The organism is Meiothermus hypogaeus (assembly GCF_003574035.1).
Classification (GTDB): domain Bacteria; phylum Deinococcota; class Deinococci; order Deinococcales; family Thermaceae; genus Meiothermus; species Meiothermus hypogaeus.
The window spans coordinates 1-16627 of record NZ_QWKY01000044.1 but is presented as its reverse complement, the minus strand read 5'-3'; the positions used below and the strand labels follow the sequence as shown (position 1 = coordinate 16627).

Below are 16627 nucleotides of genomic sequence, written 5' to 3'. Positions count from 1 at the left end.
CCTCAATCATGCCCTGTTCTGCGTAGAGCTTGCCAGAGCCTCAGCTCTTCTGGGCTCTTACCACGTAATAACTGGGCATGTAGTGCCGAATGGGGTTGCCGTCTTCCTCGGGACGGCGGTCTTCGTAAAAACCCGTAATGATGAAACCCGCCTCGAGCAATCCACCGAGCTGTGCCTCCATCGAGTGACTGAAATGAAACATTCGCTTCTCCCGCCGGTAAGCCTCGAGTTGTTCAGGGCTCAGGGTTTCATGCTCGACATAGGGTAAGGGGTACTTGACTACCAGGGCCTTCTGGTGGTCGAGGGCGTCCGCATCGAAGATGAACTCGTCCGGGTTCATAAAACCCGTCATCAGGCTGCCTTGCGGTTTGAGTACCCGGTAGCACGCCTGCCAGATGGGTTTGAGGTCAGGTACAAAGAGGGTAGAGACCGGGTTGAAGACCAGGTCGAAGTAATCGGTTTGTAGCGCCGATAAGTCGGCCATGTCCCCCTCGAGGGTATGGATGGTCAGACCATCGCGCTTGGCAACATATCTGTCCTGAGCAAGTTGCTTGGGTGAGCTATCCAGCAAGGTCACCTCGGCGCCCAAAGCTGCAAAAATGGGGGCTTGTTGCCCACCGCCCGAAGCCAAGCACAAGACCCGGGCCTGCTTTAGGGGCGGAAACCAGTCGGGGGGAACTGGCTTGCAGTCGCTCAGGTACAGGGCCCAGCGGCCCGCTCTGGCAGCCGCAATCTGTTCAGAAGAAACCACTTTGGTGTAAGGGTTTTCACCCGACTCTACCGCTTTATCCCAGGCCGCTTTATTCAGATCGTGGATGTTCACCCTTACCTCCTTGTACGCTGCTCAGGTTCCAGGTCTGGAAGGGCCCTGTGACCCCGAGTTCACGATGTTTCTCGAGGGTTGTTCGAGACCCCTGTCGGTGCATATAACCGGTAGCGCAGGAAAGTTTCGCCCCCTACCACCACTTCCCCATCCCTCACAAACCCCAACCGAAACAAAGCGCGGATGCGGGTTCGGGTTGGTGGAAATAGCACCATTACCGAGGCGAAACGAAATTCCTCGAAAGCCCGCCGCAACACTTCTTGGACGATAGGGCCGCCCAGGCCCCAGGCCTCTGGGTGCAGCACTAACGCCAGGTCGGCCTCGCCCTGTTCGGGCTGCAAACCACCCCAGCCCACAAACTTCCCGTCGGCGTAGAAGGCCCAGGGGCCGAAGCCGTGCTCGGCCCATAGCCGCTCCTTGCCCTCCACGAAGCGCCGACAGTCTTCCGCGCCGAAGTTCTCTCGAGTGAGGGGCATGTGCTCACGCACCCTGGGGTGGTTCATCAGGGCAATCAGGTCGGCGGGGTCGGCCTCGCTCAGGCGTTTGAACTCGAGCTTCATCGTCTAACCTCCCCCGTCAGCCTTGCCAGAATGTCGTAGGCCCTGGTCCAGAGGATCGAGCCGATTAAGTCTGTCGGAAAGCCGGTGGCCCCCGCGCCGCTCGGGTGGGGCGACCTCAGGCCAATCTTCTCGGTGTTCATATTTCTTCCAACTCTACTGCCCCAGCCCGACGACCCTCGAGGCCGACTGCCAGACCAGGCCGTCGGCGAGGTGGCCGGGGAAGTTCAATGCGGAGAGCTGCACCGCTTCGTTCACGGAGCGGCTGGCCCGCACGGCCTCGAGCCTCGCCATGCTTCGGGGGCTGGCGGGCGAGAGGTTCCAGGCCGGGTTCCAGCCCGGCGCGGCAGAAAGGTCGGGGGTGTGGTATTCCGCGCCCCGCAGCCAGCCCGGCGTGACCAGGGCCTGCCAGCGGTTGCCCCCCGTTGCCAGGTCGCTCACCTCCGCAAAGTACAGATCGGCCGCGTAGGGCTCCCAGGTGAAGCGGTAGCGGGCCAGGCTGCCCGCCGGGGCCTCGGGCCGTACTTCTACCGGGCCCAGGTGAGGCAAGAGCACCAGGGTGAGGTCGCGGGGCGCTTTGAAGGTCGTGGTTGTGGAGCGCCCCCGGCCCTCGCCGGGCACATAGGCCTCGGCGTAGGCCATGTGGGCGTCTTCGGGGAGCTGCCAGGCTTCGGGTATGCCGCCGTAGAGGTGCGAACTCGCCCCACGCAGCCCGCTGCCGAGGTCGGGGTTATAGACATTGGCGGGGTGGTGAAACTTGGTGTCCTGAATGACCGCGTCGCCGCCAGCCCCCTCGAGTGTGACGGTGTGAGGCTGGGTCTGGGTGGCGGGGTCTTGGAAGCTCAGGTCGAGGCTCAGGTTGTCGCTCAGCTCGAGGTTTTTGAGCAGCGCCCGGCTGGCCCAGGGGTTGGTGTCGTGCCCGTACCGCCGCTGGGCCAGGGCCACCAGCCGCTGGCTGCCCGGCCCGGCCTCCACCGAGTAGCCGGGGTTGGCGGCCTCTGGGCCGTCCACGCTGCCGCTGCCGGTCACCTGAACGATAGCCCAGTCGGCGTCGCCGAAGTGGCTGACTTTCCCGCTCACGGTGCGCACCTCGGTGGAGTTGCGGGGGAAGAGGCAGTTTACGGCGGGGGTGCTTAGCTCTTTAACGGTGGCGTGGACGATCTGGATTCGGGCGTTCTGCAAGGCCGGGTTGGTGCAGACCACCGCCAGCGCGTACCGCCCGCCGGGGTCGCGTACCGAGAAGGCGTACCGCCCCCCCTGGCCGCTGAGGGCCTGCCACCGCCCGTCGCCGTCCTGGTAGGCCACCCACGGCAGGTTCTGGGGTGCTCCGGTGCGGTAGAGGCGGGTCTCGAGGGTCACAGTAGTTGGATTTAGAACAGGGGCCGAGGTGCAGGCCGCGAGAAACAGCAGGGCCGGCGCGACGGCCCAATACCTCGGTGTAGTGGCAAAAGACATGCGGTTCACTCCTTAAGTTCCTGCACTCGCTCAGCGTTGGCGCTGGATGCCGTAGCCGCGCAAGTCCAGCGTGCGCACCAGCGTTCCCTTGCCGGTGGCGGTATCGATGGCGATCAGGCTGCTGGGGCTGCCCTCGCTCAACCCGTAAAGCGTTCCACCAACGAATTGCAGCCCGTACACCTTGCGGTAGCCGATATTGCCAACGGGCGTTCCCACCCCAGTCTGCGGGTTGACCAGCAGTAGTTCATCGTTGATGTCCTGACCCGAAACAGAAGCGAACAGCCTTCCATCGGGTGCAAAGGCCAGGTCGCCGCTGTAGCTGTAGCCCGCGCCCAGGCTGCCTATGACGCTGGCTTTGCCGGTTGTGGTATCTACGGTGGCAAGTTTATTGCCATCCACGCCCGCGTAGAGCACACCGTCACTTGAAAAGGCCAGGGCAACCGCTTCGCTCGACACACCCGGTGCAGTTGCCTGCAAACCATTGCCGATGCGGGTCAGGGTCGCGGTGTTTTTATTGATGCGGTACAGGGTGTCGTTCACCCCGTACAGTTCCCCGTCTTTGGGGTTGAGGGCGATGTCCAGCAGGATGATGCCGTTGCCCTGTGTGTCCTGGGTGTTACCGATGCGGCGCTCGGAGCCTATTGGGAACTCGACCTGATAGAGCTCGCTGGGCGTGACCACATACATCCAGCGACCCGTTGTCTGGGGCGCGGAGCAGCCTGCCAGCACCAGCAGGGCCATCCAAAGGGGTACAAACCATTGCATTTTCACGATTTTCCTCCTGAGGGTATTTGCTCGAGGGCTCGTCAGGGCCGTCGGGCCTGGAGCAAACGATTATGCGTCTTCAGCTCGCAGGCTTGCAGCGGAGCCGGCCAAAAGCCCACCATCAATACTCAACTCGGAACCTGTTATGTACGTGGCTTCATCAGAAGCCAGAAGTACTGCCAATGCGGCCACCTCTTCTGGCATACCAAACCTACGCAGCGGGGTATCGCTCACAAGCTCTGCCATTCTCGCCTCCCGATCTGGACCATTGCCCAGCATTGGCTCCCACATTGGCGTGAGTATTGCGGCCGGATGTATAGAGTTGCAGCGAATCCGAAGCCCCTGCTCCGCACAGTAAAGTGCAACAGTCTTTGTGTGATTCCTGATTGCAGCCTTTGATGATGCGTATGCCGCTGCACCAGGTATACCTACCAACCCAGAGCGGGATGAGATGTTGATGATTGAACCCACCCCTCTTGGGCGCATGGCTTTGATGGCGTACTTGCATCCGAGGAATACGCCATCAAGGTTTGTTTCATGAACTGCCCTCCATGCCTCCAGACTGGCATTCTCTGGGTCGTGAACCAGATCACCCCCTTCAAAACCGGTGATGCCTGCGTTATTGACGACCACGTCTATTGCTCCATGGGTACTGACAATCAGGTCCATGACAGATCGCCAATCCTGTTCGCTACGAACATCAAGGCGAACATACTGCGCCGACCCGCCAAGCTTCTTTGCGGTGTTGAATCCCAACTCATCGTTGATGTCAGAGAGGTAAACGATGGCCCCCTCATTGAGAAAGGCGTGCGCGATAGCCTCTCCGATGCCTCTTGCTGCTCCAGTGACTAGAGCAATCTTGCCTTTCAGTCTGTACATTGATTCACCTCTATTCCGGACGCACAACGATTGTTCACAGTCCACCTCCCGAGCCGAGCGGTATTCGTTCAAGGGTTTTCACCCGGTTTTCCCCGTACTCAATCACGTCCAGATGCTCTACCTTGCCGAAAATCTCAAACTTCCTGTTGTTGAGCTGGTCCACCAGGCGCTTGCAGGCTTTGGGGTCTTTGGAGTTGGCGATGCCGATGTGCGGGATAAAGGGAATGTCCAGCCGCAGTTCCCCGCTCAGGATGCCGGTGTACAGGCGGTCATGGAGCCGCACAATCCGGCTGTAGCCTTCGTCGGGTACCAGGAATACATGGGTGTAGTCGCTAAAGGCATCGTCGCCCAGCACCGCAGAGCGCAGCACGAACTCGAAGGGTGGCGTTTGATAGGCGATGCGGCGGACGTGCTCGGTAAAAGTGGTTTGGTCTTGATTGTAGGCAGGAAATACCAAAGTGAAATGCGGGGCGACGACTTCAAAGTACAGCTCGTCGTGAGCTTCGCGAATGACTTGAATCCAGTCCAGGTCCGGCTGGGCCAGGGTGGGGTAGTTGATGGCTAAAAGGCTGCGGTTGCTCATGTGGATGTCCTTATTTGGCCCAAACCCCACGCCTGGCTTGCTGGGCCTCGAGCTGGGCCTTAATCAGCATTTGCCGCAATTCTGCATCCTCGAAGTTGGACACAAATTTTGCTCCGCCGTGCCGCAGGACTTCGGCGTTCAGGTTGAAGGTAGCGGTGGTGCAGGGCCGAAGATTTGGGCAGAGGTAAACGAACCCGATCACGGGGCGGGTCTGGGGCGAGGTTCCGCCTACCAGCACAAAGCCGTGTGTGCCCCTGGGGGCGAGCCGTACCAGCACTTCGCGCTTTGCTGTACCCAAACCCGCCAGCTGAACCCTGGTGATGGCTCCGCCAGGGTGGCGAACCTCGAGGGTACGACCATCAATTACGTCCTGGATAGCAACGGGAACCTCGAGGGCCCGTGCAAAGGGAGCCATCAGCAAAAGAAGGATCAATCCCGTTTTCATGTTGACCCCTACCGGCTAAAGACGTAGGTGCCCACCAGGTTCGGGTCGCCAAATTGTTGCCGGGTGACAAGCTGGTCGCCCTGGCGGGTCAGTTCGAAGGTGTAGTTCTGGATGTAGGCCGACTGGCAGCGCAGCCCCTCGCCGCTGGGCTGGCAGGTGCCGTACTCGCTCCACTGAAAGCGGTGGCTGGGATAGCCCTCGGCCAGCTCGTAAAAGCGCACCTGTTGCTCGTAGCGGTTGCCGTCGAGGCGAAACCAGCCCTCGGTGACAAAAACCCGGAAGCGGTAGGGGGGCGTGTCGGGGTCTTGCAGCACGGTGTCGAGCAACAAAGCGGGGAGCGTCTTGCCATTGACGGTTTGCAGGGAATGGCGGGTTTGATCCGGTGCGGTCTGGTTGCAAGCCGAGAGCAAGAGCACCCAGCAAAGCAACGTCCAAAGCGTGTACTGGTTAATTCGGTAGGCCATAAATCCTCGTCTTTCGCAAAGCTATCGGCTAAAGGTGTAGGTGCCTTTGAAAAGGGGCTCGTAGAAGAGCTGCTGCTGGGTGATGAGTGTTTCGCCTTGTTGCTTTAGCTCGAAGCTGTAACCCTGAGCATATCCCGAATCACACCGCATCCCCGACCCCTGAGGGGTACAGGTGCCGAGGTCGTACCAGCGCCACCTGCGGCCTCCATTACCCTCCACTGATTCGCGGAAATACACCGCTTGCTCGTAACGAATGGCCGTTTCGCTCTGGCTCGAGCGCTCGAGCCGGAACCAGCCGTCGGTGACCTCGAGGCGAAAACGGTAGGGCGGATTTTCCGGCTCCTGAACCATGTCGTCAAACAAAGTCACCGGGAGGAGCTGATCGTTGAAGGTTTGCAGGGTGTGGCGGTCGGGGGCAGGGGTAGTGGCCGCAGTTTGACCACAGCCCGTCAGCAGGGCAAAGAGTAGAAAGGCATAAAGATACATCGGCATGGGGGCTCCAACGATGGCACCACCGAGAGCGGTGGGGCGGGTAGGCAGAGGGCCTGGCTCAGGCATGGGTACGCGCCTCAATCCAGCACTGAAAACGAGTAAACCAGGAACGGTACGGGGGGCGCTGGGCATGGGTGGCCTGGGCTTTTAGTTCATTTAGTATTAGCTGGCTGAGCAGCTCGAGCATGGCGGGTTGGTAAGCATGGTCGCTCCTTTAGCAAGGTTTGGTTTGCTCTTGAGGCCGGTGCCACCCGTAGGTGAAAGGGCCTATCTTGAGGATGCGGGGTGGGCGGGCCGGGTTGCTCGAGGCTTTCTGGTCGGCGTGCCAGAGGGCCAGTTCGTCCACCTTGAAGCGGGGCTGGGGCCCGCTGTCCTGGATCTGCTGGCGGAGTTCGGCGACGAAGATATCGGCCAGGATGGGGTTGAGCAGGTTCATGGGTTCCTCCTATGCGTGGGGCGCGGTGGCGCGGTAGAGGGCCTTGTTCGCGGAGAGCCAGCGCTGGATGTGGGCCAGCCAGGAGCCTGGGCGCCGGGGAGCGGGCAGGGGGCAACCCTGGTGCTCCGCCAGAAGGGCTTGGTGCCGCAGAATCATCAGCTCGAAGGGTTGCTGTGGGTTCATCTTCCTACCTCCTGCCGGGAGTGTAGACCCTCCTCTGTGACCATGGCGTGACCGGGATGCAGTGGGGCAGTTCGGAGCTTGTCACGGCCTGGTCACAGCCGCCCCGCTAGGCTTGGCCTGGTTTCTGGGCAAAAGCCCAGGGCTGATGGAGGCAAGATGCAGATGCATTGGATCAACAGACAGGTCATTTTGGCAGGGGCTGCGGCTTTTTTGCTGGCAGCCTGTGGGGGGGGAAGTTCCCCTGGGTCGGCTAGTTTTTCGGGCACCCTGAGCCTGGGGCGTAGTGCAGCGCTGGCCTCGCTGCCCATCCTCGAGGTACCCCTGGGTTTGCCCCCAGCAGGCGGAACTTCGTTTGTACCGGGGGAGGTCATCATCAAGTTTCGTCCGGGCCTCTCGCTGCAGTCGGTACAGAGCCTGAGGGTGGGCGGGGTGAGCGTACAGCAGGTACGTCCCCTGGCAGGGGTGCAGGCCGCTTCGCTCTACCGTGCCGATGTGGATGAAAGCGGAACCCTCGAGCTGCTGCGGGGGCTGCGCTCCCGTTCGGATGTGCTCTGGGCCGAACCCAACTACATCTGGAAGGCCCTGGCGACCCCCAACGACCCGGCCTATGTGGACCAGTGGCACTATCCCGCCATCAACCTGCCGCAGGCCTGGGATATTGAAAAAGGCACCACCAACCCGGTGACGGTTGCGGTGGTGGACACCGGCATTCTCTCGCAGCACCCCGATTTTGAGGGCAGGCTGTTGCCCGGCTACGACTTCATTACCAATCCGCAGGTGGGGGTGGACGGCAACGGACGCGACAACAACCCCGAAGACCCTGGCGATGAACCAGGTGGGCAGGGCAGTTACCACGGCTCCCATGTGGCGGGCACCATCGCGGCAGCAACCAACAACAACAGAGGGGTGGCGGGGGTGAGCTGGGGCGCGCGCATTGTGCCCATCCGCGTGCTGGGGGCCGGAGGCGGTACCATGGCCGATATTCTGGATGGAACAGCCTGGGCTGCAGGTATCAGTATCCAGGGGGTGCCCGCCAATCCCAATCCGGCCCAGATCCTCAACCTGAGCCTGGGGGGACAGGGTACCTGCTCGCCAGCAGCCCAGGAAGTGTTCGATGCAGTGACGGCCCGGGGCGCGATTGTGGTGGTGGCGGCGGGGAACTCTAACCGCAATGCCGCCGAGTTTACCCCGGCCAACTGCTCGGGGGTGATTACGGTTGGAGCCACCGATTTTCAGAATCACCGCGCCCCCTACTCCAACTATGGCCCTCGCATTGATGTGATGGCCCCAGGGGGTGATACCCGAGCTGACCTCAATAACGACACCTACCCGGATGGCGTACTAAGCCCTGTTCGTGACGACCAGAACAGCGAGTTTGCTTATGCGTTCTATCAGGGCACCTCGATGGCCGCGCCGCACGTAGCGGGGGTGATTGCCCTCATGAAGAGCCGCCGTCCGGCCCTGAGTGGCACCGAGGCGCTGGCGCTTTTACAGCAGACCGCCCGACCGCTTTCTCCTACGGCCTGTACCGGCAAGGGCCCGGCCCAGACCTCGAGGGATTGTGGGGCTGGTTTGATAGACGCAGCCGCCGCTCTGCAAGCCCTGGGGAACGGCAACAATCCCCCACCCCCTCCGCCGGGTGGCGACTTCAGCTTGAGCCTGACCCCCAACAGCCTTTCGGTGCGCCCCGGCAGCTCGAGTACCATCACCCTCAACTTTACCCGTACCAACTTTACCCATCCCCTCACGCTGAGCCTGAGCGGCGCACCCTCTGGTGTGAGCGGAACCTTCAACCCAGCGACCGTATCGGACAGCAGCGCTTCGCTAACGCTGAACGTGGCGGGCAGCGCGGTTGCAGGCAACTATGGCCTGACCATCACGGCCAGCGGGGGGGGCAAGACCCGAACAGCGACGCTTAGCCTGCAAATCGCCAACGCCAACGCGACCCGCCCCAGCCTGAACGGTACCCTGGTGCTGGCCTGCTACTACCTCGGCAACGACTGCGACCAGATTCGCAGCCGGGTGATTGCCATCCAGAGCAACGTCAGCAGTACCACCTATCGCTTCCGCGACCTGGAAGCGGGCCGGTATCTGTTGCTGGCCTGGAAGGATAGCAATCAGAATGAGGAACTCGATAGTGGCGACTGGTTGGGGGTCTATACCGAAAACGGCGATCTGGTGCTGGTCGAGCCGCCCCGTTCGGATCTCTCGTTTAGCGTGGAGCTGGTGCAGGATCTGGGGGCAGCGCAAAGGGTTTCTCCCCAGGTACTGCGCTTCTTCGAGCGAGCCTCGAGGTAGGTATGCCTACCAGCCGCATGTACATCGTGCGCATCTGGCACGAACCCTGCAGCACGGGCGAGGTATGGCGGGCTTCGGTCACCAACGTGCGTACCCAAGAGAAGCTCTACTTCAAAAGCCCCGAGGAGCTAAACCGGTTCCTCGAGGAAGCTGAGCGAAAAAATGAGCAAGCTCAAAAAGCATAAGTTGCTTGATGGTTTCCCACAGGGTGTGCAAGCGCCCTGTGGTTTGTTTTTTACCGGACTTAACAAAAATAGCCTCTAAAGCTGTTCGACTTTTATCTTTGTTGGATCCGGCATATCGCCTTTCCCACCATCAAGGGATGGCTGAATTGCAGCCAGACTGGATCGGTTTAGTGCCGGGCCTGAGCCGGTAGAAGCGAAATCGAGAGGTTGGTGGAACGATCCGCCAGGCTTCCGGCTGGCAACCCAAACGTAGTTGAGAAAGCCCTGGGGCATGGGCAATCTCGATAAACTAGACGGGATGGACTCCCGCAGTACCAGCACTACCCAGACCGCCTGGCAACTTCAATTGCTGGGTGGTGCCAGGCTGCGCGGCCCCAGGGGCGAGTCCAGGCTCCAGTGGCGGGTGGCGGGCGTTCTGGCCTATCTGGCCCTCGAGGGCACCACCCCCAAGTACCGCTTGGCCAGCTGGCTCTGGCCCGACTCCTCCGAGGCCACCGCCCGCAACAACCTTCGCCAGGCCCTCAAGCGGCTGCGCGACAGCGCCGGGGCTGACCTCATTGTGGGAGACGAGCAGATTGCCCTGGTGGACTGGCTCGAGGTAGATGCCGTACAGCTTTCGGCCCACGCGTTCGCGGGCGAGTACGCCAAAGCAGCGGCTTTAGAAGGCGAGCTGCTCCAGGGCCTGGACTTCGACGAATGCCCCGACTTCGACGAGTGGTTGGCCGCCACCCGGGAGAGCCTGAATGCCCTGCGGCGCGATGCGACCATGGCCGAAGCCGAGCGCCTGGAGCAAGCCGGCCAATACAGCGATGCCCTCAGCATGGCCCGGCAGGTGCTCGAGCTCGACGATGTCTCCGAAGAAGCCCACCGCCGCTTGATGCGGCTGCATTACTTGCTGGGCGACCGGGGTGCAGCACTGGCAGCTTTTGAGCGGTGCCGGGCAATCCTGGAGCGCGAGTTCAGGGCCGAGCCGTTGCCGGAGACCCTCGAGCTGGCGGCACACATCGAAAGCGGCAAACCCATTGGGGGCATGCAATCTGTTAAGCCTCGAGAAAAACCCGCCCCACAAACGCCCGCCGCGCCCGCCAGCGCCCTAGTAGGGCGTGAGCGTGAGTGGGCGCTGATGGAGCAAGCCTACCAGGAGGGCAAACTGGTGTTTTTGCGGGGCGAGCCGGGGGTGGGCAAGACCCGCCTGGCGATGGAGTTCGCCGCCAGCAAGGGGCCTGTGATGGTCAACACGCCGCGCCCCGGCGATAGGGGCGTGCCCTTCTCGACCTATGCCCGCGAGGTGCGCAAGGTGGCGGCCCTCCAGCCCGAGGCGGTGGGTAGCCTACCGGACTGGGTGCGGCGTGAACTCTCGCGGCTGGTGCCCGAGCTTAACCCCGCCGACCCGCCGCCACCGATCTCCTCAGAGGTCGAGAAGATACGCCTCTTCGACGCGCTGGCCGAACTTAACCGAGTCGCCCAGCGGGGCTATGTGATCGTGGGCGACGACGCGCAGTACATGGATGCGGCCACGATGGAGGCTCTGGTCTATCTGCTGGGTAAGTTTGGTGGGGTGGGCAATCCCAGCCTCGAGTTCACCATCCAGGTATACCGCAAGGGCGAACTCGACCCCGAGATGGAACAGAACGTGGTGTATAGCTTGGTAAACGCGGGCATGGCGGTGCTGATTGATGTCGAGCCGCTGCCCAGCGAGGCGGTGGGCAAGTTGCTTGAGACCTTCCACCTTGAAGGCTTGGAACAAATGGCTACTCAGATGACCCGCTTTACCGGGGGTAACCCACTGTTTGTGCTGGAAACCGTGCGCCACTTGCAGGAGACCGGGCAGTTGGAGCGCGGCTGGCCAGGCCGTTTGCCGCCGCCGGGCAAGGTAGGCACGGTCATCAACCAGCGCCTCAGCAAGTTGTCGCCGCAAGCCCTGAACATTGCCCGTGCCGCCGCGGTGTTGCAAAGCGACTTCAACCTGAACCTGATTGCCCGGGTGCTCGAGTCACGCCCGCTGGAGCTTTTGGAAGCCTGGCAGGAACTGGAAACCGCGCAGGTTTTTGCGGGCAATGGCTTCAGCCACGACCTGCTCTACGAGACCGTGCGCACAGGTCTCACTCCCACCATTGGAACCGTGCTGCACACCCGCGCTGCCGAGGTGTTGAGCGAGGCCAGGGCGAGCCCGGCCCGCATCGCCCAGCACTGGATGGAGGCGGGCGAACCCGCCAAAGCGGCCCCCCTGTGGCTCGAGGCCGCCGAGCAAGCCGACCATGCCTACCGTTGGACCGAGCTCACGGGTTTTCTCGAGCAGGCCATCCGGGCCTATGAAGAAGCGGGCCAACCCCATCAAGCCTTCGAGGCCCGCATCTGGGCGGTGGGGAGCCTCTGGCGGCATGACAGCGGCCCCCAACAGACCCAGCTGATCGAGGAGATGCAGAACACCGCCCAAACGCCCCAGCAACATGGCGAGGCCTGGTCGGCCCGGGCCTGGTGGGCTATATCGGCCAGCCTCGACCTCGAAGCTGAGCGGGCGGCCCGAAACGGACTGGCCGCCCTGGGCGACCCGCAGGCCCATCCCGAAACGGCGGGCAAGCTGCTGCGGGCCCTGTGCGACGCCCTCAACAACCAGGGGCGCTACGATGAAGCTCTGAAATTCCTGGAGCAGGCCAACCGTCTGCTCGAGCCTGCGGGCGATGAGGAGGGCTTGTTCTTCAACGCCCTCAACTACAGCAACATCTTGCTAAACCTGCACCGCCACCAGGAGGTCATTGAGCACAATCAGAAACTGCTTGGCAGTCTGCAACTGAGCCAGAACAAGGTCTGGCGGGCAGAGTCGTTACGGCGTATCGCCAACAGCCAGTTTTTCCTGGCCCAGTACGAAGCTGCTTTGCACAACAGCCTGCAGGCCGAGGCCATTCTGGGGGACATCGAGGGTATCGACCATGTTCGCTACGAGGTGGTGGCGGAGCAGGGCTGGGCCTATCTTTCGCTGGAGCGCTTTGCCGAGGCCATGCGTGAATTCCGCCGTGCCGAGAGCTACCTCAAGCCGCATGAGTCCAGGGCTTTTCTGATCGAGCCACTGGGAGCTTTATACCGTATGCTGGGAGCTTGGGAACAACTCGAGCAAGCCATCGAAAACGCCGAGCGGGACATCCCGGCCAACTCGCTTTACCGCGACCTTACCGAGTTCCACCGCTTGCTCTATCGGGCTGCGCGCGGCCAAACCCTGCCCGGCACGGACTTTGCCGAGATCGAACGACGGATGGAGCTGAGTGGATGGGATCATGGGCTGGCCCGGATGCGCCTCGAGCACGCGATGCTGGTCGGGCCAGAGGAGGGCTTGGGGCTGGTGCAAAAGTCGCTGGGGTGGGCCAGAGCCCACCACATTCCCGGTATGGAGACCGAGGCCCTGGCCTACCTGACGCGCACGCTGCTGAGGCTGGGGCGTGTAGAGGAGGCGCTGAAGTGGAGTGCCCAGGCCCTAGAGCGCCTGGATACATTCCCCCCGCCCTCCAAGCGGGCCCTGGTCTGGCTGGCCCGCTATGAAGCCCTCAAAGCGGCAGGAGAGCCCTTGGCTGGGCAGACGCTACAGCAGGCTTTGGACTGGATTGACCAGGTCGCACAGCGGCACGTTCCCCAGGAGTTCCGCCAGGGCTACCTGAGCCAGAACCCCATCAATGCCGAAGTTCTACGGCTGGGCCGGTTGGAGGGATTGTCCTGAGCCAGGCGCTATTCCTGGCTTCAATTGGTTGCGCTCGCCAGCACCCGCCCGCTTTGATCTACAAACTCCACCCGCGTAAAGCGCCCCGGCACTTCCAGCAGCACAAAAGGGCTGGTGAGGGCCTGGGTCACAATGGCCCCCGGCGCCGGGCTCAAGAGGCGCAAGGTGACCCGCAGGGTATTGTCCGCAAGCTGGCTGCTCACATACTGCACGCTGTAGCCGCCGGTGGGTTTTTGACCCCAGAAGAAGGCCACCACCCGGTTCAGGTTGAAGTCCACTGCTGGCGTGGCCGGCTGGGGAATCTGGTTGCCCGTAGCCAGGCGCCAGAGCGTCACTAGCTGGCTGGTGTTGCTGGCCAGGTAGGCCGCCGGGTTCTGGGCGGTGTAGGCGGACTGTCCGCCTTGTTGCAGGATGCGCGGGGTGGGGTTGGGGGTGGGAGGCATAAGGGTTAGCTCCGTCTCAAGGCCATACTGCACGGCTAAAGCCGCAACCCGGCTTTGAGCGGGGGCGGGCTCATAGCGATTGGGCAGCAAAGGAGGCTCAATTTCGTACACCACCACCGGACGCCCCCCCCGGCGGTTCAGGATTTCCCGCAGCACCGCCTCGTTTTCGGCTTCCGAGAGGGGGGCCAGTCGGGGTGCACCAGGGCGGCTTTCCACCACCTGCGCGGCATTGCTGGCAAAAACATTGCCCAGCCGCGACCAGCTTCCATCGAAGAGCCAGGCGCTTTGCACATTGCGGTTGGTACGCACCACAAACTGCAAACCGGGGAAGGTACGGGTGGTCTGGGCCACGCGGGGCAGGGCAGGGTTAATCTCCCTGTAGAGGGCCTCGCCATCCACCAGCAGGGCGTCGGCCACGGCCAGAGGACTGGCCGACGGGCCACGGGTCAGGGCCAAGCTGCGCTCACCCAGCCGCACGGCCTGGGGTTCACCGTAAAAATACGTCCAGCGTTCGGTGTTCTCGGCGAAGAGCAACTGAATCTCGCTTAGTTGATAGGATTGCTGCCCCGGCTGTGGTACACAACCGGCCAGGATCAGCATCGTTAGGCCCACCCATGGTTTCATGTCTCCATCTTAGCGGCTTTGGGTGAGCGAAGGGTTTTGGGTGAATCTTTGCTCAAAAGCCTGGGGGCTGGGTTGGGTTGGGGTGAGAAGCGGATAAAGGTGCAGCCTGGAATCAGGGAGTGCAAGCGGGTGCTTACTTTTGTGGCGCTGCCAGTAGAAACCCCTTTCCCAATCGTCCACTTAGCGCACCGCCCGGGGGTCGAGCGCATAGCGCAGGGCATCGCCCAGCAGGTTGAAGCCCAGCGCCACGAACATGATGGCCAGCCCTGGAAAGGTGGCCACATGGGGGCTGTCGCCAGGTACTCGCGCCAGGTACTCGCGGCCTCGAGCCCTAAAAGCGAGCTGCCTGATTTAGAACGGGGCGGCTCGAGTTGGCGGAAGATCAAAAAAAACGACTGTACGAAATTATTGTAGATTAGAGCAATGCCAATCAACTTACCGCTTTCAAGCTTGCGAGATTCTGTGAATCGATGCCTAAGTGTCCTGCTAATTTTGGTGGCGACGAGCCTGGGACGGGTGTTGGCCCAGAGTGCGGATTGTCAGACTGGGCCGGTCATGACCGGTGCCGGAGAGGTTTGCGGCAAAACCGTGAATGTTGAAGGCCGGACGCTATCGGTTTTTCTCGGTATTCCCTATGCCGAGAGCACGGCGGGCGAACGTCGTTGGAAGCCACCTGTGCCCAAAGCTCCCTGGCCAGGGCGGTTGCAGGCTACCCGGTTTGGCAACATCTGCCCACAGAACTTAGACACCTCTGCCCTGCCTCCCCAGAGTGAGGACTGCCTGTCGGTAAATGTGTGGACGCCCGATTTGCAACCCCAGAGCGAGAGCTTGCCAGTGCTCGTCTACATATACGGGGGTGCGTTCGAGACGGGAGCAAGTGCTGTACCGATCTACGACGGGGCTTACCTGGCCGCCCGACACGGCGTAGTGGTAGTGAGCTTCAACTACCGGGTGGGAGCCCTGGGATTCTTAGCTGGGATTGGTGATCTACAGGGTAACTACGGTTTTCTCGATCAGCAACTGGCCCTGCGCTGGATCAATCAGAATATCGGGGCTTTTGGCGGCAACCCCAACCGGGTCACCCTTATGGGGGAGAGTGCCGGTGCTGCGTCGGTGGGGTTGCACCTTTTGTCCGCACCGGCTAGCCAGCCCCTCTTTCAGCAAGCGGTGATGCTAAGCAACCCTTTGGGACTACCTTATAAAAACCTTGGGCAAGCCCGGCGAGTCGGGCTTGCCTATCTCAATGCTACGAACTGTCGGCTCGTGCGTGACCCGGTGGCTTGTTTGCGACAGCGTCCGGTGGAGGCCATACTCAAGGGTGAAGAGAGTCGCCTGCTCTCGCTCTCGGTGTTGTCCGAGGGGCTGGCCAACTTTCTGACCTGGTCGCCGGTGGTCGACGGCAGCGTGATCCAGCAACAGCCGCTCGAGGTCGCCCGGGAGGGCGGCTTCACCAAGCCTACTGTCATTGGCACCAACACCGATGAATCCATCCTCTTTATTGTAGGTTTGTCCAAAGGCCCGGTCAGCCTCCTGGCATACTCGGCTCTTTTCAACATTCTAATGGGTGATGTTGGCCCGACGATTGCCAACCGCTATGCTCCCCGTTTGCTCCGCGATTACCGTGAGCCGCTCGAGGCTTTTGTCAACGACTATTTGTTCTACTGTCCGAACCTCGCGCTGGCCCGCAACGCAAGAGCCCCAGTTTATACCTTCCGTTTCACCCACGCTCCCTCGGTGAGTCTGTGGCCGGGCGTCGAGCGCTGCAAGGGGAGGGCTTGCCACGGAGACGAACTGCCCTTTATATTCAACACCCTGCGCCTCAGGGGAATCACCAACCCCGGCGAGCAGACCCTGGCCCGCGAGATGTCCGAATACCTTGGCCAATTTGTCAAGGGACAGCCGCTCAGGGGGGTTGGGGGGCTGGCTTGGCCCGCCTTTACGCCGAACAGCAATCCCCATCTGCGCTTTGACATTCCCACCCAGGTTTTCCAGCCGCAAAACCCCAATTGTGCTTTCCTGGACGAGATCGGATACCAACGCACCGACTGATAGTGCGCTCAGTCGATGCAATCGCCCTGCTGTCCGCCTTACTTGCCCAGCACCGCGTGGTCAGGTAAATGGTCCATTTCCCGATCCTGAACTTATGCCAGATTCATTTGATAAGAACTCCCCCTAGGTTTTTCCCTTAAGATGAGGACATGCACCTGGCCAAACACCAACGCCGCCCCCGGCTGGAGCTCAAGCTGCGGCACCACCCGGACAACCTGCACGCCCTCTACCGGGAAA

General features: G+C 61.7%; 17 protein-coding genes and 1 pseudogene. 5 read left to right on the top strand and 13 right to left on the bottom strand.

What is annotated here, in order from left to right:
• Positions 1-40: 40 nt before the first annotated feature.
• The 12 genes from Mhypo_RS11390 to Mhypo_RS18135 form a co-directional block, all read right to left on the bottom strand.
• Positions 41-823 carry a class I SAM-dependent methyltransferase gene (locus Mhypo_RS11390; RefSeq protein WP_206074916.1) on the bottom strand — a complete coding sequence of 261 codons (783 nt, stop codon included), beginning with the start codon at positions 821-823 and terminating at the stop codon, positions 41-43.
• Between the two features lie 59 nt (positions 824-882).
• Positions 883-1383, bottom strand: a complete 501-nt coding sequence (locus Mhypo_RS11385; RefSeq protein WP_119341416.1) for a GNAT family N-acetyltransferase — start codon at positions 1381-1383, stop codon at positions 883-885.
• A complete protein-coding gene (locus tag Mhypo_RS18140) occupies positions 1380-1523 on the bottom strand; it encodes a hypothetical protein (RefSeq protein WP_170148276.1) in 144 nt (47 codons plus the stop codon). Before Mhypo_RS18140 ends, Mhypo_RS11385 begins: the two co-directional genes overlap by 4 nt.
• A 13-nt stretch (positions 1524-1536) precedes the next feature.
• Complete coding sequence (locus tag Mhypo_RS11380) at positions 1537-2739, bottom strand: hypothetical protein (RefSeq protein WP_119341415.1); 1203 nt, start codon at positions 2737-2739, stop codon at positions 1537-1539.
• 126 nt (positions 2740-2865) lie between these two features.
• Positions 2866-3600: a DUF6923 family protein gene (locus tag Mhypo_RS11375; protein ID WP_371862134.1), complete on the bottom strand. Its 735-nt coding sequence runs from the start codon at positions 3598-3600 to the stop codon at positions 2866-2868.
• Positions 3601-3669: 69 nt separating this feature from the next.
• Positions 3670-4479, bottom strand: a complete 810-nt coding sequence (locus Mhypo_RS11370; protein WP_119341413.1) for a glucose 1-dehydrogenase — start codon at positions 4477-4479, stop codon at positions 3670-3672.
• Between the two features lie 34 nt (positions 4480-4513).
• Positions 4514-5062, bottom strand: coding sequence for a 2'-5' RNA ligase family protein (locus Mhypo_RS11365; RefSeq protein ID WP_119341412.1), 549 nt, complete (start codon positions 5060-5062; stop codon positions 4514-4516).
• 10 nt (positions 5063-5072) lie between these two features.
• A complete protein-coding gene (locus Mhypo_RS11360) occupies positions 5073-5507 on the bottom strand; it encodes a thermonuclease family protein (RefSeq protein ID WP_119341411.1) in 435 nt (144 codons plus the stop codon).
• An 8-nt stretch (positions 5508-5515) separates the two neighbouring features.
• On the bottom strand, positions 5516-5971 hold the full coding sequence (locus Mhypo_RS11355) for a hypothetical protein (protein WP_119341410.1): 456 nt from the start codon (positions 5969-5971) through the stop codon (positions 5516-5518).
• Between the two features lie 21 nt (positions 5972-5992).
• Positions 5993-6463: a hypothetical protein gene (locus Mhypo_RS11350; RefSeq protein ID WP_147075361.1), complete on the bottom strand. Its 471-nt coding sequence runs from the start codon at positions 6461-6463 to the stop codon at positions 5993-5995.
• Positions 6464-6677: 214 nt separating this feature from the next.
• Entirely contained in the window at positions 6678-6899 is a 222-nt protein-coding gene (locus tag Mhypo_RS11345) for a hypothetical protein (protein ID WP_119341408.1), read from the bottom strand.
• A gap of 9 nt (positions 6900-6908) precedes the next feature.
• Positions 6909-7082, bottom strand: a complete 174-nt coding sequence (locus tag Mhypo_RS18135) for a hypothetical protein (protein ID WP_170148275.1) — start codon at positions 7080-7082, stop codon at positions 6909-6911.
• Positions 7083-7238: 156 nt separating this feature from the next.
• Between Mhypo_RS18135 and Mhypo_RS11340 the strand changes: the two genes are divergently transcribed.
• The 3 genes from Mhypo_RS11340 (at position 7239) to Mhypo_RS11330 (ending at position 13274) form a co-directional block, all read left to right on the top strand.
• Positions 7239-9380, top strand: a complete 2142-nt coding sequence (locus Mhypo_RS11340) for a S8 family serine peptidase (RefSeq protein WP_119341407.1) — start codon at positions 7239-7241, stop codon at positions 9378-9380.
• A 2-nt stretch (positions 9381-9382) separates the two neighbouring features.
• Positions 9383-9565 (top strand): hypothetical protein, encoded by a 183-nt coding sequence (locus Mhypo_RS11335; RefSeq protein WP_119341406.1) that lies wholly within the window; start codon positions 9383-9385, stop codon positions 9563-9565.
• Between the two features lie 298 nt (positions 9566-9863).
• Positions 9864-13274, top strand: a complete 3411-nt coding sequence (locus tag Mhypo_RS11330) for an ATP-binding protein (protein ID WP_170148274.1) — start codon at positions 9864-9866, stop codon at positions 13272-13274.
• A gap of 20 nt (positions 13275-13294) precedes the next feature.
• Here Mhypo_RS11330 and Mhypo_RS11325 read toward each other — a convergent pair whose 3' ends face one another.
• On the bottom strand, positions 13295-14341 hold the full coding sequence (locus Mhypo_RS11325; protein ID WP_119341404.1) for a protease complex subunit PrcB family protein: 1047 nt from the start codon (positions 14339-14341) through the stop codon (positions 13295-13297).
• Positions 14342-14896: 555 nt separating this feature from the next.
• Here Mhypo_RS11325 and Mhypo_RS11320 point away from each other — a divergent pair.
• The gene (locus Mhypo_RS11320) at positions 14897-16390 is read left to right on the top strand and encodes a carboxylesterase/lipase family protein (RefSeq protein ID WP_170148273.1); all 1494 of its coding nucleotides are present in this window, start codon (positions 14897-14899) and stop codon (positions 16388-16390) included.
• Positions 16391-16539: 149 nt separating this feature from the next.
• A pseudogene (locus Mhypo_RS18575) lies at positions 16540-16627 on the top strand (transposase); the annotation flags it as partial.

Excerpts from the sequence above, each read along its gene's own strand:
- Mhypo_RS11385 (WP_119341416.1), bottom strand. The coding sequence starts at position 1,383 with ATGAAGCTCGAGTTCAAACGCCTGAGCGAGGCCGACCCCGCCGACCTG.
- Mhypo_RS18140 (WP_170148276.1), bottom strand. The coding sequence starts at position 1,523 with ATGAACACCGAGAAGATTGGCCTGAGGTCGCCCCACCCGAGCGGCGCG.
- Mhypo_RS11375 (WP_371862134.1), bottom strand. The coding sequence starts at position 3,600 with ATGCAATGGTTTGTACCCCTTTGGATGGCCCTGCTGGTGCTGGCAGGC.
- Mhypo_RS11370 (WP_119341413.1), bottom strand. The coding sequence starts at position 4,479 with ATGTACAGACTGAAAGGCAAGATTGCTCTAGTCACTGGAGCAGCAAGA.
- Mhypo_RS11365 (WP_119341412.1), bottom strand. The coding sequence starts at position 5,062 with ATGAGCAACCGCAGCCTTTTAGCCATCAACTACCCCACCCTGGCCCAG.
- Mhypo_RS11360 (WP_119341411.1), bottom strand. The coding sequence starts at position 5,507 with ATGAAAACGGGATTGATCCTTCTTTTGCTGATGGCTCCCTTTGCACGG.
- Mhypo_RS11355 (WP_119341410.1), bottom strand. The coding sequence starts at position 5,971 with ATGGCCTACCGAATTAACCAGTACACGCTTTGGACGTTGCTTTGCTGG.
- Mhypo_RS11350 (WP_147075361.1), bottom strand. The coding sequence starts at position 6,463 with ATGCCGATGTATCTTTATGCCTTTCTACTCTTTGCCCTGCTGACGGGC.
- Mhypo_RS11345 (WP_119341408.1), bottom strand. The coding sequence starts at position 6,899 with ATGAACCTGCTCAACCCCATCCTGGCCGATATCTTCGTCGCCGAACTC.
- Mhypo_RS18135 (WP_170148275.1), bottom strand. The coding sequence starts at position 7,082 with ATGAACCCACAGCAACCCTTCGAGCTGATGATTCTGCGGCACCAAGCC.
- Mhypo_RS11340 (WP_119341407.1), top strand. The coding sequence starts at position 7,239 with ATGCAGATGCATTGGATCAACAGACAGGTCATTTTGGCAGGGGCTGCG.
- Mhypo_RS11335 (WP_119341406.1), top strand. The coding sequence starts at position 9,383 with ATGCCTACCAGCCGCATGTACATCGTGCGCATCTGGCACGAACCCTGC.
- Mhypo_RS11330 (WP_170148274.1), top strand. The coding sequence starts at position 9,864 with ATGGACTCCCGCAGTACCAGCACTACCCAGACCGCCTGGCAACTTCAA.
- Mhypo_RS11325 (WP_119341404.1), bottom strand. The coding sequence starts at position 14,341 with ATGAAACCATGGGTGGGCCTAACGATGCTGATCCTGGCCGGTTGTGTA.
- Mhypo_RS11320 (WP_170148273.1), top strand. The coding sequence starts at position 14,897 with ATGACCGGTGCCGGAGAGGTTTGCGGCAAAACCGTGAATGTTGAAGGC.